The organism is Marinitenerispora sediminis (assembly GCF_003336425.1).
GTDB classification, from domain to species: Bacteria; Actinomycetota; Actinomycetes; order Streptosporangiales; family Streptosporangiaceae; genus Marinitenerispora; species Marinitenerispora sediminis.
In genome coordinates this window covers 16534-41428 of record NZ_QEIO01000007.1, presented here as the reverse complement: position 1 = coordinate 41428, position 24895 = coordinate 16534, and the positions used below count along the sequence as shown (strand labels likewise).

At 73.6% G+C, this 24895-nt stretch carries 24 protein-coding genes and 2 tRNA genes; 11 read left to right on the top strand and 15 right to left on the bottom strand.

The window, feature by feature from the left end; all coding sequences use genetic code 11:
• Nucleotides 1-47 precede the first annotated feature (47 nt).
• Nucleotides 48-914: a 16S rRNA (cytidine(1402)-2'-O)-methyltransferase gene (gene rsmI, locus DEF28_RS02320; RefSeq protein WP_233515049.1), complete on the bottom strand. Its 867-nt coding sequence runs from the start codon at nt 912-914 to the stop codon at nt 48-50.
• Between the two features lie 137 nt (nt 915-1051).
• Between rsmI and DEF28_RS02315 the strand changes: the two genes are divergently transcribed.
• Nucleotides 1052-2683 (top strand): dolichyl-phosphate-mannose--protein mannosyltransferase, encoded by a 1632-nt coding sequence (locus DEF28_RS02315; RefSeq protein ID WP_114397493.1) that lies wholly within the window; start codon nt 1052-1054, stop codon nt 2681-2683.
• Between the two features lie 269 nt (nt 2684-2952).
• On the top strand, nt 2953-3156 hold the full coding sequence (locus tag DEF28_RS02310) for a cold-shock protein (RefSeq protein ID WP_106582483.1): 204 nt from the start codon (nt 2953-2955) through the stop codon (nt 3154-3156).
• A gap of 104 nt (nt 3157-3260) precedes the next feature.
• Here the strand turns inward: DEF28_RS02310 and DEF28_RS02305 are convergent, their stop codons facing one another.
• Entirely contained in the window at nt 3261-4154 is an 894-nt protein-coding gene (locus DEF28_RS02305) for an ion transporter (protein WP_233515048.1), read from the bottom strand.
• 201 nt (nt 4155-4355) lie between these two features.
• Between DEF28_RS02305 and DEF28_RS02300 the strand changes: the two genes are divergently transcribed.
• Both DEF28_RS02300 and DEF28_RS02295 read left to right on the top strand, forming a co-directional pair.
• Nucleotides 4356-5195: a phosphatase PAP2 family protein gene (locus DEF28_RS02300; RefSeq protein ID WP_114397468.1), complete on the top strand. Its 840-nt coding sequence runs from the start codon at nt 4356-4358 to the stop codon at nt 5193-5195.
• 80 nt (nt 5196-5275) lie between these two features.
• The gene (locus DEF28_RS02295) at nt 5276-5596 is read left to right on the top strand and encodes a sec-independent translocase (RefSeq protein ID WP_114397469.1); all 321 of its coding nucleotides are present in this window, start codon (nt 5276-5278) and stop codon (nt 5594-5596) included.
• Nucleotides 5597-5649: 53 nt separating this feature from the next.
• Here DEF28_RS02295 and DEF28_RS02290 read toward each other — a convergent pair whose 3' ends face one another.
• From DEF28_RS02290 to xylB, 4 genes are all read right to left on the bottom strand, one after another.
• Nucleotides 5650-6246 (bottom strand): hypothetical protein, encoded by a 597-nt coding sequence (locus DEF28_RS02290; protein WP_158562744.1) that lies wholly within the window; start codon nt 6244-6246, stop codon nt 5650-5652.
• Nucleotides 6247-6555: 309 nt separating this feature from the next.
• Nucleotides 6556-8172: an alkaline phosphatase D family protein gene (locus DEF28_RS02280; protein WP_114397471.1), complete on the bottom strand. Its 1617-nt coding sequence runs from the start codon at nt 8170-8172 to the stop codon at nt 6556-6558.
• A gap of 220 nt (nt 8173-8392) precedes the next feature.
• Nucleotides 8393-9550, bottom strand: a complete 1158-nt coding sequence (gene xylA, locus DEF28_RS02275; protein ID WP_114397472.1) for a xylose isomerase — start codon at nt 9548-9550, stop codon at nt 8393-8395.
• A 67-nt stretch (nt 9551-9617) separates the two neighbouring features.
• Complete coding sequence (gene xylB / locus DEF28_RS02270; RefSeq protein WP_114397473.1) at nt 9618-11021, bottom strand: xylulokinase; 1404 nt, start codon at nt 11019-11021, stop codon at nt 9618-9620.
• A 244-nt stretch (nt 11022-11265) separates the two neighbouring features.
• Between xylB and DEF28_RS02265 the strand changes: the two genes are divergently transcribed.
• Entirely contained in the window at nt 11266-12474 is a 1209-nt protein-coding gene (locus DEF28_RS02265; RefSeq protein ID WP_233515047.1) for an ROK family transcriptional regulator, read from the top strand.
• A 206-nt stretch (nt 12475-12680) separates the two neighbouring features.
• On the opposite strand, the gene DEF28_RS02260 is transcribed toward DEF28_RS02265, so the two are convergent.
• From DEF28_RS02260 to galU, 8 genes are all read right to left on the bottom strand, one after another.
• On the bottom strand, nt 12681-12893 hold the full coding sequence (locus tag DEF28_RS02260) for a hypothetical protein (RefSeq protein ID WP_114397475.1): 213 nt from the start codon (nt 12891-12893) through the stop codon (nt 12681-12683).
• A gap of 430 nt (nt 12894-13323) precedes the next feature.
• Nucleotides 13324-13400: transfer RNA gene (locus DEF28_RS02255), tRNA-Ala, on the bottom strand.
• A 74-nt stretch (nt 13401-13474) separates the two neighbouring features.
• The gene (gene sepX / locus DEF28_RS02250; RefSeq protein ID WP_114397476.1) at nt 13475-14290 is read right to left on the bottom strand and encodes a divisome protein SepX/GlpR; all 816 of its coding nucleotides are present in this window, start codon (nt 14288-14290) and stop codon (nt 13475-13477) included.
• Between the two features lie 498 nt (nt 14291-14788).
• The gene (locus DEF28_RS02245; RefSeq protein ID WP_114397477.1) at nt 14789-15484 is read right to left on the bottom strand and encodes a GNAT family N-acetyltransferase; all 696 of its coding nucleotides are present in this window, start codon (nt 15482-15484) and stop codon (nt 14789-14791) included.
• Nucleotides 15485-15751: 267 nt separating this feature from the next.
• The gene (locus DEF28_RS02240; RefSeq protein WP_114397478.1) at nt 15752-16315 is read right to left on the bottom strand and encodes a MogA/MoaB family molybdenum cofactor biosynthesis protein; all 564 of its coding nucleotides are present in this window, start codon (nt 16313-16315) and stop codon (nt 15752-15754) included.
• Complete coding sequence (gene moaC, locus DEF28_RS02235) at nt 16312-16800, bottom strand: cyclic pyranopterin monophosphate synthase MoaC (protein ID WP_114397479.1); 489 nt, start codon at nt 16798-16800, stop codon at nt 16312-16314. Before moaC ends, DEF28_RS02240 begins: the two co-directional genes overlap by 4 nt.
• 154 nt (nt 16801-16954) lie before the next feature.
• Complete coding sequence (gene glp, locus DEF28_RS02230; protein WP_114397480.1) at nt 16955-18190, bottom strand: molybdotransferase-like divisome protein Glp; 1236 nt, start codon at nt 18188-18190, stop codon at nt 16955-16957.
• Between the two features lie 513 nt (nt 18191-18703).
• On the bottom strand, nt 18704-19630 hold the full coding sequence (gene galU, locus DEF28_RS02225) for a UTP--glucose-1-phosphate uridylyltransferase GalU (protein ID WP_114397481.1): 927 nt from the start codon (nt 19628-19630) through the stop codon (nt 18704-18706).
• 221 nt (nt 19631-19851) lie between these two features.
• Between galU and DEF28_RS02220 the strand changes: the two genes are divergently transcribed.
• The 4 genes from DEF28_RS02220 to DEF28_RS02205 all read left to right on the top strand — a co-directional run bounded on the left by DEF28_RS02220 (nt 19852) and on the right by DEF28_RS02205 (nt 22498).
• A complete protein-coding gene (locus DEF28_RS02220; protein ID WP_374058091.1) occupies nt 19852-20445 on the top strand; it encodes a 5-formyltetrahydrofolate cyclo-ligase in 594 nt (197 codons plus the stop codon).
• A gap of 274 nt (nt 20446-20719) precedes the next feature.
• Nucleotides 20720-21058 carry an FmdB family zinc ribbon protein gene (locus DEF28_RS02215; protein WP_114397483.1) on the top strand — a complete coding sequence of 113 codons (339 nt, stop codon included), beginning with the start codon at nt 20720-20722 and terminating at the stop codon, nt 21056-21058.
• Between the two features lie 232 nt (nt 21059-21290).
• Nucleotides 21291-21956, top strand: coding sequence for an SAF domain-containing protein (locus DEF28_RS02210; protein WP_114397484.1), 666 nt, complete (start codon nt 21291-21293; stop codon nt 21954-21956).
• Between the two features lie 125 nt (nt 21957-22081).
• Complete coding sequence (locus DEF28_RS02205) at nt 22082-22498, top strand: MscL family protein (protein WP_114397485.1); 417 nt, start codon at nt 22082-22084, stop codon at nt 22496-22498.
• Between the two features lie 107 nt (nt 22499-22605).
• Here DEF28_RS02205 and DEF28_RS02200 read toward each other — a convergent pair whose 3' ends face one another.
• Nucleotides 22606-23733: a M15 family metallopeptidase gene (locus DEF28_RS02200; protein ID WP_233515045.1), complete on the bottom strand. Its 1128-nt coding sequence runs from the start codon at nt 23731-23733 to the stop codon at nt 22606-22608.
• A 376-nt stretch (nt 23734-24109) separates the two neighbouring features.
• Here DEF28_RS02200 and DEF28_RS02195 point away from each other — a divergent pair.
• Nucleotides 24110-24185 (top strand) — tRNA-Arg (locus tag DEF28_RS02195).
• 356 nt (nt 24186-24541) lie between these two features.
• Complete coding sequence (locus DEF28_RS27400) at nt 24542-24859, top strand: hypothetical protein (protein ID WP_147280098.1); 318 nt, start codon at nt 24542-24544, stop codon at nt 24857-24859.
• Nucleotides 24860-24895 lie beyond the last annotated feature (36 nt).

Genomic DNA, 24895 nt, shown 5'->3' with positions numbered 1-24895 from the left:
CCGTCCCCTCCGTGCGTCCGGCACCCCGCCGCGGTGGCCGGCTCCGGTCAGCGGTGCACGGCGTCGTACACCTCGCGCTTGGGCAGCCCGAGCCGCCGCGCGACCTCCTGGATGGCCTGCTTGCGGGGAACCCCGGCCTCCTCGCGCTCCGCGACGGCCGCGGCGAGGTCAGCCGGCCCGCGCGCGGCGGCCCCGGCGGCGCCCGTGCGGCCGGCCACGACCACCGTGACCTCGCCGCGGACCTCGCCGCGCGCCCATTCGGCGAGGTCGCCGAGCGGGGCGCGGCGCACCTCCTCGTAGGTCTTGGTGAGCTCCCGGCACACCGCGGCCCGCCGGTCGGCGCCGAAGGCGGCGGCCATCGCCGCCAGGGTCGCGGCCAACCGGTGCGGCGACTCGAAGAACACCATGGTGCGGCGCTCGTCGGCGAGCTCGGCCAACCGGGTGGCCAGCCCCTTGCGCGGGGGGAATCCCTCGAAGCAGAAGCGGTCGGTGGGCAGCCCCGAGACCACCAGCGCGGTGGTGACCGCGGAGGGCCCCGGGATCGCGGTGACCGGGATCCCGGCGTCGACGCAGGCGGTGACCAGCCGGTATCCGGGGTCGGAGACCCCCGGCATGCCGGCGTCGGTGACGACCAGCACGTCGTGCCCGGCCCGCAGGTCGGTGACGAGCTCCTCGGCGCGGCGCCGCTCGTTGGCGTCGTAGTAGGAGACGATCCGGGCGCCCGACGCGCCGCCGAGCCGGACGCCGATCCGGGCGGCGAACTGCCGGAGCCTCCGGGTGTCCTCCGCCGCGATGATCTCGGCGTGTTCGAGCGCCGTGCGCAGCCGCGGCGGCGCATCGTCCCCCTGCCCGATCGGCAGCCCGGCCAGGACCAGCGTCCCCGGCACCGGCTCCCCCGTCGCGGCGTGTGTCACGTTGCACCCTTTCTGGAGCGTTACGGTGGGTGCCACGGTGCCGGGCTCCGAATCGCCGCGGACGGTCCCCCGCGACCCCCGGGGACGTTCCCCGCGCCCCCGGCGCCGCCGACACTCCTCGATCTAGTATGGCCGCGATGACCACCACAGCCCCTCCCCCCGGTCTCACGCCGGAGTCAGGCGCCACCCCGACCATGCGCGCGCGGCTGGTGCCTCCGATGCCCCGTCCCGCCTGGATCGGCTGGCTGGGCGCGCTGCTCGTGGCGGTGTTCGCCGGCGCCCTGCGGTTCATCCGGCTGGGCGAGCCGGCGCAGATCTACTTCGACGAGACGTACTACGCCAAGGACGCGTTCGCGCTGCGCACGTTCGGTGTGGAGCACGAGACCGTCGACAACGCCGATGACCTGCTCGCCCAGGGCGTGCACACGATCTGGACCGGGGCCGGCGACTTCGTCGTGCACCCGCCGGTGGCCAAGTGGATGATCGCCGGCGGCGACTACCTCTGGAGCCTGCTGCCGTTCGGGGCGTCGATGTCGCCGACGGGGTGGCGGGTCGCCGCCGCGTTCTTCGGCGCCCTGTCCGTGCTGCTCCTGGCACGGATCGCGACGCGGATGACGCGGTCGGTGCTGCTCGGCTGCTCGGCCGGACTGGTCCTGGCGCTGGACGGCCTGCACTTCACCATGAGCCGCATCGCCATGGTGGACCTCTTCCTGACCTTCTGGGTCCTCGCCGGGTTCGGCTGCCTGGTGGTGGACCGGGACCGCGCCCGGGCCCGGCTGGCCGACCTCGCCGACTCCGGCCGGGCGTCCGCCGGCTGGCTGGGCGTGCGGTGGTGGCGGCTTGCCGCCGGTGTCTGCCTGGGGCTGGCGTGCGGGACGAAATGGTCGGCGCTGTTCTACGTCGCGGCGTTCGGCCTGCTCACGGTGGCCTGGGACTACGGCGCGCGGCGCAGCGCGGGCCAGCGCCGGGTGGCCGGGCGCTGGTTCCTCCTCGACGCGGTTCCGGCGTTCGTCCAGATCGTCGTCGTGGGCGCCGCGACCTACCTGGCCACGTGGACCGGCTGGCTGCTCAGCCCGATCGGGTGGGGCCGGCAGTGGGCGGCCGAGCACACCACCGGCGTGTGGGCCGAGCTGCCCGGTCCGGTGCTCGCCGTGGTGAACCCGCTGCGCAGTCTCGCGCACTACCACGCGGAGATGCTCGCGTTCCACTCGGACCTGTCGGCCCAGCACGACTACGCGTCGCGCCCGTGGGACTGGGTCATCATGCGCATACCGGTGGCCTTCTACTACGACGGCGACCAGACCGGGTGCGGGGCGGCCGAATGCTCCAGCGCGATCCTCGGCATCGGGTCGCCGGCCGTGTGGTGGCTGTCGATCGCGGCCAGCCTGGTGATGCTGGGCTGGTGGGTGACCTACCGCGACTGGCGGGCCGGCGCCGTGCTGCTCGGGATCGCCGCCGGGTGGCTGCCGTGGTTCGCCTACCCCGAGCGCACCATGTTCGTGTTCTACGCGCTGCCGATGCTGCCGTTCCTGGTGCTGGCGCTCGTGCTGTCGCTGGGGCTGGCCATGGGGCCGGGGGCGGCCGATCCGCGCTACTCGCCGCGCCGCCGGGTGATCGGCGGCGTCCTGTACGGCGTGGTCATGCTGCTGGTGGTCGCGAACTTCGGCTACCTGTACCCCGTGCTGAGCGCCGAGGTCATCCCCTACGAGCAGTGGGCGGACCGGATGTGGTTCGACACCTGGATCTTCGGGAACGCGACGCCGCGTTAGCGCACGTCCAGCGGTCGGAGGCCGTGGCGGATTGAGGTGAAATTTCAGCATTTCCTCCACGATTTTCCTCGGCTGAAAGTCTCGGCAATCGCGGGATCCGGCTGGTAGTTTGGTGGGCGGTTGCGGTTGTAGTTTCCATGGATGCCCCAGGCGCCTCGCGGAACTTCACGTGGGCGCTTGTTCATTGGGCGGTAACTCCCGGGGATGGGCGCTCAGCAGCCCGAGACCAGCAGGGTGCGGTCTCGTTGTAGTCCCCAAAGGGAGAGCAGATGGCTCAGGGCACCGTGAAGTGGTTCAACTCTGAGAAGGGTTTCGGGTTCATCGCCGTTGAAGGCGGCGGCCCGGACGTGTTCGTTCACTACTCGGCGATCGCGGGATCCGGCTTCCGGAACCTGGAAGAGGACCAGTCGGTCGAGTTCGAGATCACGCAGGGCCCGAAGGGCCCCCAGGCGTCGAACGTGCGTGCGCTCTAACGTCGCCTGTTTCGTTTCTCGGCCCTTCGCTCGTCTCCCGGGCGAAGGGCTGTTTGTTTTCCCCCGGCGCCGCCGTCCCGCCGCGGCCGCGCGCCGCTACCGGCTCAGCGCTCCGCCGCGGGCCCCGGGCGCCCGGGGGCGGCGCCGCCGGGCTCGGCGCCCCGCGCGGCCGGCTCCTGGCCTCCGGCCGCCAGCAGCCGCACCTGCTCGGTGAGCCGCGCCACCTCGTCGGTCAGCGCGTTCAGCCGGATCATGACCGCCTCGTGCTGGCGCAGTTCGAGCTCCTGGTCCTCCTCCCACCGCTCCGCGCTGACCTCCTGCTCCATGGAGGTGACGATGACCCCGATGATCAGGTTGAGCACGATGAAGGCGCTGACCACGATGAAGCCCACGAAGAACACCCAGGCGTAGGGCGCCTCGTCGATCACCGAGTCGGAGATGTCCGGCCAGTTCTCGGTGGTGAGCAGCATGAACAGCGTGTACAGGGTGGTGCCGAGGTCGCCGAAGTAGTCCGGCGAGATGTCCTCGAACAGGCTCTCGCCGAGCACCGCCGAGGTGTACATGATCACGAAGAGCAGCCCGATGACGGTGCCGAGCCCCGGGACCGACCGGAACAGCGCCGAGACGATCTCCCGCATCTGCGGGATCACGCTGATGAGCCGCAGCAGCCGGAGGATCCGCAGCAGGCGCAGCACGGAGAAGCCGTCGGTGGCGGGCACCACCGCGACACCCACCACGAAGAGGTCGAACCAGTTCCACGGGTCGCGGAAGAACGCCGCGCGGTAGACGAAGACCTTCAGCAGCAGCTCGATGACGAAGACCGCCACGAACGCGCGGTCGGCGAGCGTGAAGTAGTGTCCGTACCTGCCGAACTGGTCCTCGTAGGTCTCCAGGCCGAGCGAGACCCCGTTGAGCACGATCACGGCGACGATGGTGTTCTGGAACCACCGCGCCTCGACGACTGCCCGCACCTGCTCCCGCAGCGAGCCTTCTCCCACTGTTCCCCTCCGCACACCGGCCGCCCTGTCGCCCCGATCCCGAACCTCGCCACCCTAACGTCCCCGGTTCGCCGCGATGGCGGCGGTATCCCGCCGCAGTCCGTGCCCGCGCGGGCGCACCCGGTGCCGCATCGCGGCCGGCCGGCCCCAGCGGCGGGGACCTAAGCTGGAACGGTTCGGTCGACCGAGGGGACCCGGGCCGTGACGTCTCGCAACGCTGCGTCCGCAGCCGCCTGGTGGCGGCCATATGTCCTGTGGCTGGTGGTCGCCGCGGCCGCGCTCACCGCCGTCACCTGGCAGGTGGTGGCCGGCGGGCCGCTCACCGCCGCGGACTGGCCGGTGCACCGGGCGGTGGACGCCCGCCAGCCCGAGGGGGCACCGCTGGCGCTGGCGGTGGCCGTCGCCCGGCTCGGCCAGCGCTGGCTGACCGCACCGGTGCTGCTGGGTGTCGGCGCGTGGGTCGGCTGGCGCCGCCGCGACTGGCGCCCGCCGGCGGCCGCGGTCACCGGCCTGGTCTCGCTGGCGGTGCTGGGGACGCTGCTGAAGGTGGCGGTCGGCCGCACCCCTCCGGTCATCGGGGTGGACGTCGTCGACCCCGGGCTCGGCAACGTGGCCGCGTGGCTGGCTGCCGTGCTCTCGCCGGGCGGGCCGCCCTACGACGGCTTCGTGTCCTTCCCTTCGGGGCACACCGCCAACGCCGCACTCACCTACCCGCTGCTGGCCTGGCTGCTGTTCGGCCGCAACGGCCGGTGGCCGGATCCGCGCGCACTGCGGTGGGCACTGGCCGGCGCGGCGGTCCCGGTCCTCGCCGTCGGTGTGATGATGACCGCCCTCGACTACCACTGGGCGAGTGAGTCGCTGGGCGGCTGGGCGCTGGGGATCGTCGTGGCGCTGCTGGGCCGGCTCGCCCTGGGGCCGGGCGACACCGGCGCCGTGCCGGCCGGGGCTCCACCGCCGCCGAGGAGACGCCGCGCCCCCGCTGAGGCCGGCCGCGGCGGGCCCGGCGCCGGGCCCGCCGGACCGGCTGGCGGTCCCCCCTGAGCCGCTGTGTCCCGTCATCCCGATACCGGCTAGTCTGCTATCGGCGCAGACAGGAACGGCAGTCCGCTGGAGGAGTGCGCATGTTCAACATCGGAGGGTGGGAGTTCATCACCCTCGGGCTGCTCGCGCTCCTGATCTTCGGGCCGGAGCAGCTCCCCAAGGCCGCGCAGCAGGCCGGGCGCATGCTCCGGCAGCTGCGCCGGATGGCCGACAGCGCCAAGAACGACATCCAGGAGGGGCTGGGGCCGGAGTTCCGGGACTTCGATGTCCAGGACCTTAACCCCAAGCGCTTCGTGCAGAAGCACTTCTGGGAGAGCGAGGACGAGGAGGAGGCGCCGGCCCGCCGGGCCACCGCCCAGCTCAACGGGCGCCGTCCCCCGTTCGACGACGAAGCCACCTGAGCACGTCGCCGCCGAGAGCCGTGCCCGGTCGCGGGGCTCCCGCGCGGCAAGCCTCATCCGAACAGCAGCACGAGGACGAGCAGCACCGCGAGCACGACCAGGGATCCGGCGATCACCAGCGCCGATCCCGCCGTGAGCGCCAGGAGCTCGGCGGCGAGCGTGCCGACCACGGCCGCGAACGGCCAGGGCCAGCGCGGCTTGGGCGGCCAGCCGTACGCGTGCTCGCGGTGCAGGCTCACCAGCGCGGCGACCGCGACCAGTGCCCAGAACACGGCGTGTTCGGCGAACCGCACCCCCAGGGAGACGTACTCGGCCGAGCCGGCCGCCGCCATGACGAACAGCACCGTGCCGGTGGCCAGGCCCCAGAACCCGGGCCGGCGTTCCCGCACGATGGGTTTCAGCCGGGCGGGGGTGAGCCGCCGCAGCGGCGGCCGCGCGGGCTCCCGGGGCGGCGGCCGCTCGGCGTCGTAGGGGTCGGGGAGCGCCGGCCAGTGGTCGGCGGTGTGCCGGGGCCACACCTCGGTCGGCCGGGCGTCCTCCGCGGTCCCGGCGGCCTCGGCGGTCCCGGCGGCCTCGGCCCGCCAGGCGCCAGGGTCCGGTGGCGGCCACGACTCCGGCGTCCCCGGGTCGTCGGGACGTCCGCGGTCCACGCCTCATCACCCGCTTCCCGCGCGTGCCGGACGTCCGCCGCCTGCCTGACGCCGGGAGCGCCCTCGGACGTCGGCGCCGGGGCGCGCCCCGGCGGGAAGGCTGCGGCGGGCCTCGCCCGCCTCGGTGCTGTCGTCTCGCACAGGAGCATGACCGGTCACGGGCGGCGCGAACCGCCGTCCACGCGGCCGAAGGAACTTCTGGCGGCCGCGCCAGCCCGGCACCGCCCGCTGTCAAGCGCCGACACGCGGCGGTGCCGGGAGACCGGCCTCACATCCGGCGGTCCCGCGGCGCCGGGCCCATACCGCCGGTCAGGGGCGCTGCTGCGGGGCGGTGCCCGGCAGGCCCATCTCGCCGGCCGGGATGGTGTAGCGGGCCAGCGTCTCGACCCCGGCTCCCGGCCGGGTCACGTAGGGAACGATGCGGAAGTCGGCGGTCAGGCTCTCCCGGGTCGCCTCGCAGCGCAGGTATCCGCGCTGAGCGTTGTACAGCCGCACGTGCGGGTTCTGCAGCCAGATCTGGGCTAAGGAGTCGCTGCGCGCCCCGTCGCGGTCGGAGCTGATGGAGCTGCACACGAGCTCCACGCCGAGCGTCCTGGAGTCGGGGTCGTCGAAGTCGGCCTTGATCTCGGCGGCCACGTTGCGGTGGATGTCGCCGGTCAGCACCACGAAGTTGCGGATCCTGGCCCGGCGCAACGCCGTGAGCACCCGCTCCCGGCAGGCCGGGAAGCCGTCCCACTGGTCGTTGCTGTACAGCCGGCCGGATCCGAGGTCGCGGTCGATCTGGGCCATCACCACCTGGTTGGCCAGCAGGTTCCAGCGCGCCGTGGAGTCGCGGAAGGCGCCGGTCAGCCACCGCTCCTGCTTGCGGCCGAGGATGGTGCGGGCCGGATCGAGCCGCTCGGGGGAGTTGTCGACCACCCGGCCGGCCGGATAGGTGTCGCGGTACTGGCGGGTGTCGAGGACGTGCACGTCGGCGAGCGACCCGTAGGGCAGGGTCCGGTACATCCGCACGGAGGGCCCGTCCGGCGTCTGGACGGAGCGCAGCGGCAGGTTCTCGTAGAACACCTGGTAGGCGGCGGCGCGGCGCGCCAGGAACTCGCGTTCGGGCACCCCGTACTGCGACACGGCGGCCGCGTAGTTGTTCTCGACCTCGTGGTCGTCCCAGGTGACCACCCACGGCGCGGAGGCGTGCGCCGCCTGGAGGTCGGGGTCGGTCTTGGTCAGCGAGTAGCGGAGCCGGAACTGCTCCAGCGTGGTGACCTTCACGCCGTGCTCGGGGCCGAGGTCGGCCTGGCGCTCCAGGTTGTCGCCGGCGACGATGCCGTACTCGTAGATGTAGTCGCCGAGGAAGAAGATGACGTCGAGGTTGTCGGCGGCCATGTGCCGGTAGGCGGTGTAGTAGCCGTGGTACCACGCCTGGCAGGAGGCGGTGGCGAACCGGAGGCGCTCGACGGCGGCGCCGCGCGCCGGGGCGGTCCGGGTGCGGCCCGCCGGGCTCGTGAACCCGCCGACGCGGAACCGGTAGTAGTAGTCGCGGCCAGGCTTGAGGCCGCCGACCTCGGGATGGACGGAGTGTCCGAGTTCCGGGGTGGCCACAGCCGTGCCGCGCCGCACCACCCGGGCGAACCGCTCGTCCTCGGCGATCTCGTAGCGCACCCGGATGTCCCGGTTCGGCATCCCGCCACGGCCGTCGGCGGCGAGTGGTCTCATGGCGAGGCGGGTCCACAGCACCACGCCGTCGGGCAGGGGGTCGCCGGAGGCGACGCCCAGGGTGAACGGGTCGGCGGGCAGCGCCTCGGCGGCGTGCACCGGGGTGGGGGCGGCGCCCAGACCGAGGAGGAAGGCGGTGGCGCTGACGCCGGTGAGGCTGAGGAACGTGCGGCGGCCGACGCCGCCCGGCACGGAATCCGGGGTGAACTCGGACACGGGGTGGTCCCTCCCGACTGTCACATGTCACAGACGATGCACCATTCTGCGGGCAGATATGCACGTAACGTAATCAGGCGCGCACAGAGGGATGACAAAGAAACGAACGTTCACTGGTTTCAGCGGGTATGCCGCTTTTTTTCGGACGCGGCCCCGGCGGCGCCCGCCGGGACCGCGCCGGAGCGGGCGCACCGGAGCCGCCGGAGCCGGCCCGCGGCCGTCAGCGCACGCCGAACAGGTGGTCGAGGGCGAGCTGGTCCAGGCGCTCGAAGTGGTAGCCGCGCCGTCCGACCTCGTCGAGGTCGATCTCCTCGGCCATCAGGTCGGCCAGGGTCTCCTTGGGGCCCAGGGTCGGCTCGGCCAGCTCGGCGACCCGGGCCGCCGCCAGCGCCTCGGCCACCTCGGGGTCGGCCCGGAAGGCCGCGGCCTTCTCCCGGAGGACCAGGTAGTTGCGCATGCAGGCGGCGGCCGATGTCCACACGCCGTCCATGTCCTCGGTGCGCGGCGGCTTGAAGTCGAAGTGCCGCGGGCCGTCGTAGCCGGCGCGCTCCAGCAGGTCGACCAGGAAGAACGCCTCCTTCACGTCCCCGGCGCCGAACCGCAGGTCCTGGTCGTACTTCACACCGCGCTGGCCGTTGAGGTCGATGTGGAACAGCTTGCCGTGCCACAGCGCCTGCGCCACCCCGTGCGCGAAGTTCAGCCCCGCCATCTGCTCGTGCCCGACCTCGGGGTTGAGGCCGACCATCTCGGGGTGCGCCAACTCGCCGATGAAGGCGAGGGCGTGCCCCACCGTGGGCAGCAGGATGTCGCCGCGCGGCTCGTTCGGCTTCGGTTCGATGGCGAAGCGGAGGTCGTAGCCGCGCTCCCGCACGTAGCCGCAGAGGATGTCGAACGCCTCGCGCAGCCGGTCCAGCGCGGTGCGGTGGTCCTTGGCCGCCTCGCTCTCGGCGCCGTCCTGGCCGCCCCAGCAGACGTAGGTGCGGGCGCCCAGCTCCGCCGCGAGGTCGATGTTGCGGAGCACCTTGCGGATCGCGTAGCGCCGGACGTCCCGGCTGTTGGAGGTGAAGCCGCCGTCCCGGAACACCGGGTGCGCGAACAGGTTGGTGGTCACCATGGGGACCGTCAGGCCGGTGTCCTCCAGGGCGCGGCGGAACCGGCCGACGACGGCGTCGCGGGCCGCCGCGCCGCTGCCCGGCGGGATGAGGTCGTCGTCGTGGAAGGTGATGCCGTAGGCGCCCAGTTCGGCGAGCCGGTAGACGGCCTCCGCGCCGTCGAGCGGCGGGCGCACGGGTTCGCCGAACGTGTTGACGCCCCGCCATCCGACCGTCCACAGGCCGAAACTGAACTTGTCCTCCGGCGCGGGCTGGTAGTTGCTCAACGGGTGCCTTCCCTCCTGCTCTCGCGGTCGGGCCGAGCGGTTCGGCCCGGTCGGATACCGGTCCGCCTCACACCTGCGGCCGGGCGTCGGCGCGCGCGGCCGCGTACTGGTCGCGGATGACGGGCGCGGGGTCGGCCTCGTGGACGCGCGGCGCGACCGCGGCCGGCCACTCCGGCGGCTCCGCGGCGCCGGACAGCGCCCAGGCCGCCTGGCGGGCCGCCCCGTCGGCGACGTACTCGCCGGCCGGCGGCACGAGCACCGGGCGGCCGAAGACCTGCGGGGCGAGCGCGCGCACCGCGACCGATCGGGCGCCGCCGCCGATGAGCAGGATCCGGCGTACCGGTACGTCCTGGTCGGCGAGCGCGTCCACGGCGTCGGCCAGGCCGCACAGCATGCCCTCGACGAAGGCCCGGGCCACGTGCCCGGGACTCAGGTTGGCACGGGTGAGCCCGGACAGCCGCCCGGTGGCGCCGGGCAGGTTCGGGGTGCGCTCGCCGTCGAGGTAGGGCAGCAGGGTGAGGCCGCCGGCACCGGGCGGCGCCGACAGCGCGAGGTCGTCGAAGGCCTCCTGGCTGACGCCGAGCGCGTGGGCGCCGGCCGTGAGGACCCGCGCGGCGTTGAGGGTGCACACCAGCGGCAGGAAGCGCCCGGTGGCGTCGGCGAAGCCGGTGACCAGCCCGGAGGGGTCGGCGGTGGGGCGCTCGGCCACGGCGAAGGCGGTGCCCGAGGTGCCGATGCTCACCACGACGTCGCCGGGGCGGGCGTCCACGCCGAGGGCCGCGGCCATGTTGTCGCCGGTCCCCGCCGCCACGACGCCGATCCCGGGCAGCCCGTCGGCGCGCACCGGGCCCAGCGCCTCCGCGGGGGCCGCCACCCGGGGCGGTTCGGCGTCGCGGCCCAGCGCCATGTGCAGCAGGTCGCGCCGGTAGCGTCCGGTGGCCGGCGAGAAGTACCCCGTCCCCGAGGCGTCGCCCCGGTCGGTCGCCGGCTCCGCGGCACGGGTCAGGCGGGCGGTCAGCCAGTCGTGCGGCAGCAGCACGCGCGCCACCCGGGCGGCGTTGCCGGGCTCGTGCTCGGCCAGCCAGCGCAGCTTGCTGACGGTCAGGCTCGCGATCGGCACACTGCCGACGGCCGCCGCCCAGCGTTCGGGGCCGCCGAGTTCGGCGACCAGGTCCGCGGCCGCCCCGGCCGACCTGGTGTCGTTCCACAGCAGGGCCGGCCGGACGACCCGGCCGTCGGCGTCGAGGGCGACCATGCCGTGCTGCTGCGCGGCGACCCCGATGGCCGCCACTCCGCCGAGCAGCCCGTCGCCCGCCGCTTGGCGCAACGCCCGCCACCAGGCCTCCGGGTCGATCTCCGTGCCCTCGGGGTGCGGCGCCTCGGCCTGGCGCACCAGTGCGCCGGTACAGGCGTCGCGCACCACGATCTTGGTGCCCTGGGTGGAGGAGTCCACCCCTGCGACGAGCGGCATCGGTCCTCCAGGGAAGGGCGGGCCGCCGGGCCGTTGCGTGGCCCGGATCACGCAATTAGTTTGGTTACTGAACTAAGTGGCGTCAATACCCTGGGAGCACCGCACGGGTCGCGGCGCCGCGACCTGCGGTCCCGTGGGGCCGCCGCCTCCGGTGCGGCACGCGGCGGCGGGGCGAGTGACGACGGGACGGGACGACAGCGTGCTTCGGGGAGCTCCGGCCGGCGGCCCGGCCGATTTCCAGACCGTGCGCGAGAGCAACCTCGGTCTGGTGCTGCGCACCGTCCGCGAGCGCGCCCCCTGCTCCCGGGCGGAGGTCGCCGCCGCCACCCGGCTGACCAAGGCGACCGTCTCCAGCCTGGTGGCGGACCTCATCGCGCACGGCCTGGTACGTGAGATCGGCGCGGCCCCCGCGCGCCGGGTGGGCCGGCCCGGGGTCATGCTGGCACTCGACGAGCGGCGGATCGCCGCGGTCGGGCTGGAGGTGAACGTCGACTACCTCACCGTGGTCGCCGTGGACCTGGCGGAGCGGGAGCTGCTCGCCCGGCACGTCCCCTTCGACGCCGGCGCCGCCGGACCGCAGGCCGCCGCCGAGCGCCTGGCCGCGCTGGCCGGGGCCACGGCCGCCGACCCGCTGCTCGCCGACCGCACGCTGCTCGGCGTCAGCGTGGCGGTCCCCGGCCTGATCGACTCCCCCGCCGGGGTGGTCACCGACGCGCCCAACCTGCGGTGGCGCGGCTTCCCGCTACGGGACCGGCTGCGGGAGCTGCTGGGCGCGGCCGGCCTGACCGGGATGCCGCTCCTCGTGGACAACGACGCCAACCTCGGCGCGGTCGCCGAGTACCGGAGCGGCCACCTCGCGCACACGCTGGACCTCGTCTACCTCACCGGCGAGGTGGGAATCGGCGCGGGCGTGCTGGTGGAGGGCCGCCCACTGCGCGGCTCCACGGGCTACGGCGGCGAGATCGGGCACATCCCGCTCGCACGCGATCCGCTCTGCGGCTGCGGACGCCGCGGCTGCCTGGAGGCCCTGGCCGGGATCCACGCGATCGTCCGCCGGGCGGTTCCCGACCTCGTCCCCGCGGGGCCGATCACCGGCGAACGGGTGGCGGCGGCGGTCGCCGCCACCGTGCGGCGGGCCGAGGACGGCGATCCCGGGGTGCGGCGCGCTCTGGCCGAGGCCGGGGAGTGGCTGGGCCGCGGTGTCGCCACCCTGGTCAACCTGCTCAACCCGCAGGCGGTCCTCCTGGGCGGCTACTTCGTCCCGCTGGCCCCGTGGCTGCTGCCGCCGTGCGCGGCGCAGCTCGACGCGCACGTGATCGCCCCGGAGCGCGGCGGCTGCCGCGTGGAGGCGTCCCGGTTGGGGCTGACCGCGGCGGCCCGCGGCGGAGCGGCGGCCCTGGTCGACGCGCTGGACACCGGCCGGCTCCCGCTCCCGGCCCCGCGGCCGGGCTGACCGCCCGGCGCGCCCGGTTCACGGACCGCTCGAAGCGGCACCGCGCGGGGTGGGGACGGCGGCGTCACGGCGGTGCTCCCGTCGACCAGGACGGCGTGCGGTGCGGCGCGGCTGCTCGACGGCCGGCCCGCACGCCGTGGTCGGGGGCGCCCGGTCACTGGGGGCGGCCGGGCGCCGGAACGGCGGTCGAGGATCGGGCGGGGCGACTAGTCGACGACGTCGCCGGCCTTCTCCTCGGCCAGGGTCAGGACCCAGTCCCAGAGTTCGGTCGACACCTGGGTGACCTCCTCGGCAAGCCACCACTGCCAGGTGGGGGAGAAGGTGGTGAGTGAGCCGGAGTCCTCTGCGGAGGCCGGGAGCGCGGATCCCAGCAGCGCAGCGGCCGAGATGGCCGTCACGGCACAGATCTTCTTGAGCACACTGCTCCTTTCGCTCATACGCGAGCCCATCCCCGCGTCATACGATGACTTATCAGTCACAGCGCACACAAGGGCTGGTTCCGGTCAATCATGGCGATTGTCACCATATTGGAATATCGGCTTTAACTTACCAAAAATCTCATTAACGGAATATGGCATGTTCCTCCCGGAACACGACATTCACCCACGTGACCTGCGACGACACCCGGAAGACGCGCCCACAGCACCGGATCCCGGCCTCCAGGACGTGCGGACGGCCACCACCGAAGCCCGGGCACCGGGTGAATACGGCGCCGTTACGCGAAGACTCTGCTCCGTAGGTGCGTTATCGCGCGCCGTGACCGACGAATCGGCAGCCGGGCTCCGAGTCGGACGCTGGCCGGGAAAAGAAGAAGGCCATTTCCGGTTACCGGAAATGGCCTTTCTACCCTGGTGGAGCTGAGGGGATTTGAACCCCTGACCCCCTCGATGCGAACGAGGTGCGCTACCGGACTGCGCTACAGCCCCTCAAGGACGTCTAAAGACTAGCAGCTCCTCGCCAGTAGTCGAAACGGGCGAGGAGCGCGCCCAGCGGCCGGCCGTCAGTCGCCGGCCGCACGCAGGTGGGCGTCGGCGTACTGGTCGTACACCTGGTCGCGTTTGGCCGCCAGCTCGATGATCTCGGCCTCGCGGGCGGCCTGCGCCGCCGCGCGCCGGGCGCGGGCCTCCTCGTGGCGGCGGCGGCGCTCCAGGTCGGCGGCCAGGCGTTCGGCGTCGGCCTTGGCGGCCTCGCGCAGCAGCAGCAGGTGGCCGAACAGCAGCAGAGCGGGCGGCACCAGGACCCACCACGGACCGTAGCCGAGAGCGACCGCCGCACTCGTGGCGGCCAGCAGGGTGGTCAGGCCCACCGTGCGGCGCCGCCGCCGCGCGATGAAGCGGGCGCGCGGTGCCGGCGGGTACGGGGCGGAGTCGGCGGACGCCTCGTCCTCGTCGTCCTCGGGCCCCTCGTCCTCGAACGGCTCGCTGCGGAGGGCCGCCTCGGCCTCCTCGCCCGCCGGGTCGCCGGCGCGCCCGGCATCGCGGTCCGCCGCGTCCTCGGCGGGGCCGGTCCCGTCGGCGGCGCGGTCGGCGGCGATGCCGGCCGAGCGGGCCACGGCGTCGGTCACGTAGTCGGCGCCGTAGGAGAGCACCTGCGTCTTCTCCGCGTCGGGGCTGCCGGTCTCGTCCTCGTCGTCCACGTCGTCCACATCAGGAAAGTTCTCAGCGCCGTCGGCGTCGTCCGCCTCGGCGGCTCCGCGTCGTCCGGCGCGGCGCAGCGGTCCGGGGAGCGGATCGGCGGCGTCGCGACGCAGCAGCATCGGCACCAGCACGATCGCCCAGACCACCACGATGGCCAAATACAGAGGAGAGCTGCTCATCGCCCCTCCTCGCACCGCCGACCACAGGACATCCGCAGACGCGCCGGCGACGCGGCGGCAGGTACCCGGCTCAGGGGTGAAGGCGGTTGTGGGGCGGTTCGGCCGGATTCTCCGGTGGGGCGTTCTGCACACCCGCCGCGCCGCTCGTCATGCCTCTGCTCCCATGCGCCATATGTACGTGTTGCCTGCATCGTTGATGCGTCTACGTTCCGCACCGTACGACCCGGTGTCCGAGAATGCGCAGTATTCGGGCCGGAGTGTCGTGAGATCGCAGTCTTTCCTCTTCCTCAGATGGGGTCTCCGTTACCAGAAACGCAGGTCAAAACGGTAAATACATACCGTGAAACCCGGAAAACGGAGAGTAGTAATACGCTTCCACCCAAGGTCCGCGCGCCACGCGGGTCTCGGCGATTATCCCGCGAACGGTGGTGCGCCGGTAGCCCTTTGCCCACCTCGGACCGGGGCCGGCGCGACCGCCGCGGCTTCCGCGGCGCGGCGTCACGGACGCTCGGACCAGGGGCTCGCCGCTCCCGGCGCCTGCTCCCCCGGAGCGGGGTCGTCCCCGGCGGGACCGCCGGAGGCCCTGCGGGACCGGGCTTCCCGCCACCGCGCGAGCACGCCGCGCGGCACGTCCTCCACGGTAAGCGCGTAGCAGACGTGGTCCCGCCACGCGCCGTCGATGTGCAGCTGCCGTCGACGGATCCCCTCCTCGCGGAATCCGAGCTTCTCCACCACCCGGCGGCTGGCCCGGTTTTCGGGCCTGATGTTGGCCTCGATCCGGTGCAGCCCCACGGTGAAGAAGCAGTGGTCCACGGCGAGCGCCACCGCCGTGGGGGTGATACTCCGTCCCGCGTACGCGCTGTCGATCCAGTAACCCACCTGGGCCGACCGTGCCGAACCCCACACGATGGCGCCGACGGTGAGCTGGCCGACGAAGCGTCCGTCGTAGGTCACCGCCCAGGGGAGGGCGACGCCCTGCCGGGCCTCCCGCCGGATGGCCTGCACCATGGCCGCGTAGGGCGTGATGTTCGCGGTCCGCAGCGGCATCTCCGGGTGCGTCGGCTCCCACGGGCGCAGCCAGTCGGCGTTGCGCACCCGCGTCTCGCGCAGTGCCGCGGCGTCCCGCAGCCGCAGCGGCCGCAGGCCGACCGGCCCCTCCTCGAGGGATATCGGCCAGCCTCGAATCCGGTTCACTGCCCTTCCCTCCGCCACCGATGCCAGCCACCGTCACGGGATGTGGTTCGACACGAAGACCGGCGATCAGCCGGCCGCGCGGGCCGTCGCCGCCCAGTATCCCACTCCACGCGAAAGGTACGGGGGGACGAACGTCTATCGCACCCCTAATTCGGACAAATCAACCACCAGGAATTCGCGGGACCGTATCCGCCGAAATGCCGGGTCTCCCGGGATTCCCGAGCCCGATACCGGGGAACCCGGCCGGGAGCACCGCGTCGCGGCCGGTCAGCCCGCCGGCGCGCCCCCCGGCCCGGCCGCCGGGCGCGGGTGGTCGCCGCCGCGCAGCTGGTCGAGCGCGTGGCCGAGCACCGGCCCGAGCACCGCCATCCCGTCCCGGACCCCGCCGCGCGAGCCCGGCAGGTTGACCACCAGCATCCGGTGCCCCGGGCGCTCCGCGACCCCCGCCAGCCCGCGGGAGAGCATCGCGGTGGGCACGCCCTTCTCCCGTCCGGCCGCGCGCAGGGCCTCGGCGATCCCCGGGACCTCGTAGGACAGCAGCGGCCGGGTGGCCTCCGGAGTCGCGTCACCCGGGTTCAGGCCGGTGCCTCCGGTGGTGACGGCGACGTCGTAGCCGTGCTCCAGAGCCCGCCGCAGCGCGTCCCCGACCGGCTCCCCGTCCGGGACCACCCAGGGGCCGTCGACCACGCAGCCCGCCTCGGTGAGCAGTTCCGCCAGCAGCGGCCCGGAGGTGTCGGCGTACACACCGGCCGACGCGCGGTTGGACACGGTGACGACGACGGCGCTGCGCGCGGCGGGCCGCGACGGCGGGTTCCCCGCTCCCCCGCTCACCGCGGCCGGGCCCAGTGGCCGGTCCTGCCGCCGGTCTTCTCCTCGACCCGGACGTCGGTGACCACCGCCGCCGGGTCGATCGCCTTGACCATGTCGACCAGCCCGAGGGCCGCCGTCATGACACAGGTGAGCGCCTCCATCTCGACACCGGTCCGGTCGGCGGTGCGCACCGTCGCGGTGATGGCGACGCCCTCGTCGACCACCTCGACGGCGACGTCCACGCCGTGCACCGCGATCGGGTGGCACAGCGGCACGAGGTCGGGCGTGCGCTTGGCGCCCTGGATGCCGGCCAGCCGCGCCACGGCGAGCGCGTCGCCCTTCGGCACCTCGCCGGCCCGCAGGGCGGCGACCGCGTCCGCGGCCAGCAGCACCCGCCCGGTGGCGGTGGCGGTGCGCGCGGTCACCTCCTTGGCGGAGACGTCCACCATGCGGGCGGCACCGGTGGAGTCGAGATGGGTGAAGCCGGACGGATGACTGTCGGACATGGAGCGCTTTCCAGACGGGGACGTTGGCCGTTCCGACGTTATGCGACCACCGCGGGCCGGCGGTAGGGACCAGCGGCCCGCGCCGCGACCGCCTCCGCCGGGGACCCGGCCGCGGAGGCCGCGGATGGCCACCGCGGATGGCCACCGCGGCCGGCTATGCCGCTCCGGTGGGGAGCTGGAGGACCTCCACCACGCCGCCCGCCGGAACGTCGGTGACCTCCTCGGGGACCACGACGAGCGCGTTGGTCTCGGCGAGGGCCGACAGCTGGTGCGAGCCCTGCCGCACGGCCGGGCGCACCGCGTACCCGGGGCCGCCGTCGCCGCGGTCGTAGTCCAGCACCGCCCGCAGGTAGGAGCGGCGGCCCGGCGGGGAGGAGACCGGCACGAGGAGGCGGGCCGGCACGGAGGGCAGCGGCTCCGGCGGCATCCCGCGCAGCCGGCGGAGCACGGGCAGCACGAACAGGTGGAAGGAGACGAAGGCGCTGACCGGGTTGCCGGGCAGCGTGATGATCGGCGTGCCCGGCTCGCCGACGGTGCCGAACCCCTGCGGCATCCCCGGCTGCATGGCGACCTTCTCGAAGCGCACCGTCCCGAGCCGGGCCAGCGCCTCCTTGACGACGTCGTAGGCGCCCATGCTGACCCCGCCGGTGGTGAGGACGAGGTCCGCCCGCACCAGCAGGTCCTCCAGGGTGCCGAGCACGGCCGCGGGGTCGTCCGCCACGAACCCGTGCCGGTAGGCCACGCAGCCGGCGTCCAGCACGGCCGCGGCGAGCATGTAGCTGTTGGACTCCCAGATCTGACCGGGGCCGACGGGGTCGCCCGGCTCCACGAGTTCCGCGCCGGTGGACAGCACCACCACCCGGGGCCGGGGGCGCACCCGGACGGCCCGGCGCCCCACGGCGGCGAGCACCGCCAGCTCGGCGGCGCCGATCCGGACGCCGTCGCGCAGCACGCGGGTGCCGGCCTCGACGTCCTCTCCGGCCCGGCGCACGGCGTTGCCCGCACGAGCCGGCCGGTGGACGGCCACCCGCGCCACGCCCGCGTCGGTCCACTCGACCGGCACCACCGCGGTGGCTCCGGCCGGCATGGGGGCGCCGGTCATGATGCGGGCGCACATCCCGGGGCGGATCGCGTGCGCGCCGGGGTCGCCGGCCGGGATGTCGGCCACCACGGGCAGCGTCACCGGCCGGTCCGGCGCAGCGGCGGCCACGTCGTCGGCCACGACCGCGTAGCCGTCCATGGCGGAGTTGTCGAAGGCGGGCAGCGAGACGGCGGAGGTCACCGGCTCCGCGAGGACCGCTCCGTGCGCCCGGAGCAGGTCGAGTTCGATGGGATCCAGCGGTTCGACCAGCTCCAGCACGTCGGCGATGTGCCGTTCGACGCTCTTCATCGCGCTCCCTCACCCGTGCGCCCGGTCTCCGGCCGACACCGTGTCCGGACGCGTCCCTCCGGCGTCCCGTGCCGGCGCGCTCGCGCACCGGCGCCGCGCGCCGGGCGGGCGCGGGGCCGGGCCGTGGCGCCGGCCACCGCCAGCACGACACTAGGGCATGCGCGGCGGGCGCCCGTTCCGCGCCGCGCGGCATCGGCGGCGGCGCCCCACCGCGGCGTCCACGCGGTGAATCCGGGGACCATGGCGCGGGGCCGCCGCACGCCCGCCCGGGCCCGCCGGACGCGCGGGTCAACCGGCCAGGTGGCCGACCACGAACGCGAAAGCCGGCCGGGCGGGCGCCCGCCGGTCGTGGATGCGGCTGACTACGGCAACGGCCACACGGTGGAGTGCGGGATGGACCGGCTCGGACGCGACCGGGCGGCGGCCACCCGCTCCGACACGCAGCCGTGTGGTTTCGAGCCACCGTCCTGGTCGCGGGCATCAGGGAATGGGGCCGAGCTCTCCCGGCACGCCCTAGTCGAGCGCGACGTCGCGCTTGGCGACGAACTCGTGCAGCCAGGGCAGGAACTCGGCCGCGAGGTCCGGGCGGTCGCACGCGAACTCCACCACGGTGCGGAGGTAGTCGACCTTGTTGCCCGTGTCGTAGCGCTGGCCGCGGAAGAGCACGCCGTGCACCGGGCCGCCCTCGTCCGGTCCGCGGTGCGCCAGCTCGCGCAGCGCGTCGGTCAGCTGGATCTCGCCGCCGCGCCCGGGCGGGGTCTCCCGCAGGACGTCGAACACCGCCGGGTCGCAGATGTAGCGGCCGATGATCGCCCAGCGGCTGGGGGCCTGGTCGGCCGGCGGCTTCTCGACGAGGTCGGTGACGGTGACGACGTCGTCCTCGCCGGTCGGCTCGATGGCCGCGCAGCCGTACAGCGACACCTGCTCCGGCTCCACCTCCATGAGCGCCACGACGCTGCCGCCGTAGGTCTCGCGCACCTCGATCATGCGCTGCAGCAGCGCGTCGCGCTCGCCGATGAGGTCGTCGCCCAGCAGCACCGCGAACGGCTCGTCCCCGACGTGCCCGGCCGCGCACAGCACGGCGTGCCCCAGGCCGCGGGGCTCGCCCTGCCGGACGTAGTGCACCTGCGCGAGCTCGCTGGAGGCGCGCACCGCGTTCAGCCGCTCGGTGTCCTCCTTGGCCCGCAGCGCCTCCTCCAGCTCGTAGGCGCGGTCGAAGTGGTCCTCGATCGAGCGCTTGCTGCGGCCCGTGATCATGAGGACGTCGGCGAGTCCGGCGGACACGGCCTCCTCGACGACGTACTGGATCGCCGGCTTGTCGACGATGGGCAGCATCTCCTTCGGCGTCGCCTTGGTCGCGGGCAGGAAGCGGGTTCCGAGACCGGCTGCGGGGACGACGGCTTTGGTGACGGAGGCCGGGGCACGATGCGTATCTGCCATGTCGGCACTTTAGGCCAATGCTTCGCGCCCGAACGCGCGGCGCGCGCGTTCCGGTCTGCGTCTCGCCCACGGGGTGCCGGTCCACGCGGCATACCGCCGCCGAGGTTCACATTCCGTTCCACGAGTTCTCATCTCGCCGTCGGTTCCGCGTCCCCGACCTGCGGCGGCGCGTGCGGGCGTACCGGCCGCGGGCCGCCCGCTCCGGCTGCGAGACTGCTGCCATGGACGCTCGTGAGTCGAAGCGCGAGATGCGGCGGCGGATCCTCGCCGCGCGCCAGGAGATGCCCGCGGAGCGGCGCGAGGAGGCCGGGTCGGCGATCAGGGACGCGCTGCTCGGCCTGCCGGAGCTCACGATGGGCGGGACGGTGGCCGCCTACTACTCGGTGGGCACCGAGCCCGACACCCGGCGGCTGGTCTTCGCGCTGTGGAAGCACGGGGTCTACGTGCTGCTGCCGGTGCTGCTGCCCGACGGCGACCTCGACTGGGCCGCGTACGAGGGACCGGACTCCCTCGCTCCGGCCGGTCGCGGGCTACTGGAGCCGACCGGGCCGCGCTACGGCCCCGACGCGGTCCGGCGCGCCGCCGCGGTGGTCTGCCCCGCGCTCGCGGTGGACGGCTCGGGCCGGCGGCTGGGCCGCGGCGCGGGGTGCTACGACCGGGTGCTCGCGCGGGTCGGCCCGCACACGCTGACGATCGCGGTGATCTACGACACGGAGGCGGTCCCCGACCTGCCCGCGGAGCCGCACGACCAGCCGGTGCGCGGCGTGGTCACCCCGGGCGGCGGGGCGCGGATGTTCCGCGGCCGCACGGGCTGAGCGCCGTCCGCCGTGTCAGAACCGGGGGCCGGCCCCCGGCGCCGGTCCAGTGTGCCGGTTCCGCGGCGGCACAGCGGCGGCATGGCAGCGGCACGGCGGCGGCATCGCATCGGCGCAGCGCCACCGGAACATCCCGGAGCCCGCCGGCGTTGCGTTCACCGGGCGGCATGACCAGGAACGGCGCCCACCTCCCCACGTGCCTGTGTCGCGATCCCGCCGCCCGACCGCGTACTATTTAGCAGTCGATGGGCGAGAGTGCCAGCAAGGAGGATCCGTGCCTACGTACCAGTACGCATGCACCCAGTGCGAGGCCCAGATGGAGGTCGTCCAGAGCTTCAGCGACGACGCACTGACCATCTGCCCGGAGTGCCAGGGCAAACTGCGCAAGGTGTACTCCGCCGTCGGCATCGTCTTCAAGGGGTCCGGCTTCTACCGCACCGACAGCGGTTCCAGCTCCAACAGCTCCAGCATCACCGGCTCGTCCGGCAACGGCTCGTCGTCCGCGAACGGCGCGGCCAAGAGCGAGTCCACGTCCGACTCCGCCTCCAGCGGTACTTCCGGCAGCGCCTCCGGCGGCTCCTCGGGCAGCTCCGCCGCCACCAAGGTCGCCTGACGGCGGACCGCGTCTGGTGCGGCCGACGGCCGGCCGGAGCACTCATCCCATCACGCCCGGGCTCCCGGGCGCCGCGTCTTCGACCGGGGCCGGCCCGACCACGGGCCGGCCCCGGTCGTGTGCGCGGTCGGTGCGCGGTCGTGTGCGCGGCGGGTCCCGCCCGCGCGTCCGCCGGTCCCAGGCCTGTGGACAACGCCGACCGCGGCCGCCCGGCCTCGCCTACCGTGCGTCCATGAACCCGAACGCGGTACGGCGCGGCCCGGCGCGCCCACCCGGGCTGCTGGCGGTCCTCGCCCGCCGGCGGCGGCCGATCGGCGCGGCCTGCGCCGCCCTCGCCGTCGCCGGAGCGGTGCTCCTGCTCCGGCCCCCCGCTCCCCCCACCACCGAGGTGCTCGTGGCGGCACGCGACCTCACCGCGCTGGAGCCGCTCGGCGACGGCGACACCGCGGTGCGCGCCGTCCCACGGGACACCGTGCCCGCCGGAGCGCTCGGCCCGTCCGAGAACCCCGCCGGGAACGCGCTCACGGCACCCGTGCGGCGCGGCGAGGTGCTCACCACCGCCCGGATCGCCGACCCGCCGGCCGCCGCCTACGGAGCGGGCATGGTGGCCGCGCCCGTGCGCGTCGCCGACCCCGGCGCGGTGGCGCTGCTGCGCCCGGGCAGCCGCGTCGACGTCCTCGCCGCGGCCCAGGACCCGCTCGCCGCGGAGTTCGGCGCCGCCCCGGCGGCGCCCGCCGAGGTGGTGGTCCGGGACCGGCCGGTGATCGCCGTGCCGGGTGCGGATCCGGGCGGGGGCGAGTCCGGCGCGCTGCTCCTGCTGGCCGTGACGGAGGAGGAGTCGAGATCCCTGGCCGGCCGGGCGGTCGCCGACCGGCTCTCCATCACGATCCGCGGCTGACCGGTAACCTCTCGTGGTGCCACGCCGGTCCGCGCTCCGGCACGGCACGCGTTCCACAGCGGGCACCCGCACCCCCGTGCGTCCACCTCCTCCGGTGCCCGCCTGACCACGTCGATGGGGGTCCCATGAGTGGATTCAAGAAGTTCCTGTTCCAGGGCAACCTGGTGCAACTGGCGGTGGCCGTCGTCGTCGGCGCCGTCTTCTCCAACCTGATCACGGCGTTCACCGAAGGCTTCATCACCCCGCTGCTCGGCGTCTTCGGTGGCATACCGGAGTTCAAGGGGCTGTACTTCGAGATCAACGGCAGCCGGTTCCTGTACGGGCAGTTCGTCGACGCGCTGGTCTCGTTCCTGCTGACCGCGGCCATCCTCTACTTCTTCGTCGTGCTGCCCATGACGAAGCTTTTGGAGCGGTTCGGCCGGGAGGAAGAGGCCGCCACCCGCACCTGCCCCGAGTGCCGCAGCGACATCGACCGGCTGGCCACCCGCTGCCCGCACTGCACCTCGCAGGTGGAGCCGGAGCGCCAGGGCGTCTCCTCTTAACCGCCGGCGGGCCGGGCGGCCGTCCGCGCCGGCCGGACCCGCACCGGTCCGGCGCCGGGGCCAGCCGCCCGGCCGGCGGGCGCCGGCTGGCGGCTCGGACTGGCGGCTCAGCCCCCGCCGGCGGCCTCGTACTCCCAGTGCCAAGGCTCGAAGGGGCTGGAGTACGCCCATTGCGGGTGGTACCACCCGTATGTTCGGGAGTTGGCCTCCAACCAGTTGAACTCCGGTGATCCCTGGTTCTGCACGCCGCCGCACATGTCGACCGCCAGCCCGAGACCGTGGTTGCTCGTGCCGGGGACGGCCGCGTTGCCGGGGGGCTGCTCCACGTACACCCGCTGCTGGTTGGCCAGGTCGCGGTAGGAGCTGGTGAGGCAGATCTGCTTGCCGAAGTTCTCGGTGAACGCCTCGTTCATCATAAGGAAGTCCACGGCGGCGTCAGCGCGCAGGAAGTGCCCGCTCTCGTGGAGCTCGCACAGCGCGTTCTGCGGCAGCAGCCCGTTGGGGTAGCCGGAGGCGGCCTGGCCCGCGTTGGGGTCGCACTCCACTCCCGCCATGTAGGCGTCCACGGACAGCCCGCGCTCCTCCAGCTCGCTGGTGAGCCGCTCGGTGCTCTCCTCGGACTTCTGGCGCAGCTCCTCCAGGTCGCCGGCCAGCTCCACCCGCTCCAGCTGCGTCTGCGACTGGAGCTCCTGCGCGGCGGTGGTGAGCTCGGTCTGCTGCTCGCGCAGCTCATTGGCCTCCGCGAGCATCGCGTCCTGGTCCTCGGAGAGCTTGACCACGTGCGACTCGGCCCGCAGGTCCTCGTCAATCGTGTCGGAGGTCATGAGCCCCATCACGCCGACATCGGGCTGCTTGTACAGCGTGCTCGCGAGCTGGGCGAGCGGCACCCGCATCTCGGACAGCTGCAGCTCGGTCTGCTGGAGCTCGTGCAGCGTCTTGACGAGATCCTCCTGCGCCTCCTCCAGCGCCTCCTCGCGCTCGGTGTAGGCGTCGGTGGCCTCCTCCAGCTCCTCCCGGGCCTGCTCCGCCTCCTCCTTGAGGGTGTCCAGGTCCACGTCCGCGGCAGCCCGGTCGGTCAACGGCGCCAGCAGCACCTGGGTGCCGGGCCCCGCGAACAGGGAGAGCACGAGCGTCACCGTCAACCCGACGGTGAACCGAGACCGCCCCTGACCGGCCGAGGCCACGCTTCTCGGCACACGGGTCACCGGCCGCGGCGAATCGCGAAAGAACGGCACGTGGATCCTCCGGCTGCCTCTCGGTCGTTGGCGTGGCCGCATCGCAACGTACTACACGCACACATGAGGGGTGCGGCCATGTGGTCGACCGAACACGTACTGCGAGAGCACCCTCCGCATCCCTGCCTCCCAGGACCGCGCGGGCACTCGACGCATCAGCTGATCAGAGCCGCCATCGCTTCCCGACCGGCCTCCATCGGGGGGAAGACCGCGCCGCACACACCACACCACTGTGATGCACGCCACCCAGAAACAATGACAACCCTTCGGGGAGACAGGGTACTCAACCTCACGCCCTCCAGAGGCGCCCTCACCCCACCTTCTCCCGACGCTGCCCCCATCGGCGACGTTCGTCCGTTAGTCTTGGGTTCCCAACGGCCTCATAGCTCAGGGGACAGAGCACCGCTCTCCTAAAGCGGGTGTCGCAGGTTCGAATCCTGCTGGGGCCACCACACAGACCGGCAACTCGGGACATGCCAGGATACCCGCAACCCGCGCGGCCACCTCCCGCACCGCCGCGACGGTCTCCGGGAGCAGGGTCACCCCCACGGACAGTCGACCATTCTCCTTGTCCACCCGCAGTTTCAGCCGGAACGCCTCGAAGAGTGGGCGCAGGACATCCTCCGGGACATGCTGAAGGTCCATCGATGTGATCGGCATAACATCGAGGAGTTCGGGCACCTGTACAGGCTCCCGCTGAACGTCCAGCTCGCAGAGCCGCTGTTCCTTGGCCCGCCCCTCCTCCGCCAGCTCGGCGATCCGGGCCTTGATGTTCGGACCCACTGGGCTCTGCGGATCTTCGAGTTCGATGCTGCGGACCAGGCGTGTCTGCCGCAGCGTGATGTCCGCGACCTCCCGCCGCAACCGCTCGATCTCCTGCGCGGTGTCCGCTTGGCAACCGCGTCGCCGCGATCATCTCGGCTTCCACACCGCTCAGCACACCGCGGCGAACCACGCCGACCAGAACGGGGTCGGGATGCCCTCCACCCTCCTCCGCCACCGCCAGCCCCGCAAGCTCAACCACGAGGAGCAGCCGGCTGGCCTCACCATGCGGGCGCGCAGCCCGGCACGCTCCGCACGGCACCGCAACAGCCACACCAGGTTCGACCAGCTTGTATCGACCTGACGCACCGCCACCAGGAAGCCCGCCAGGATCCTCGCC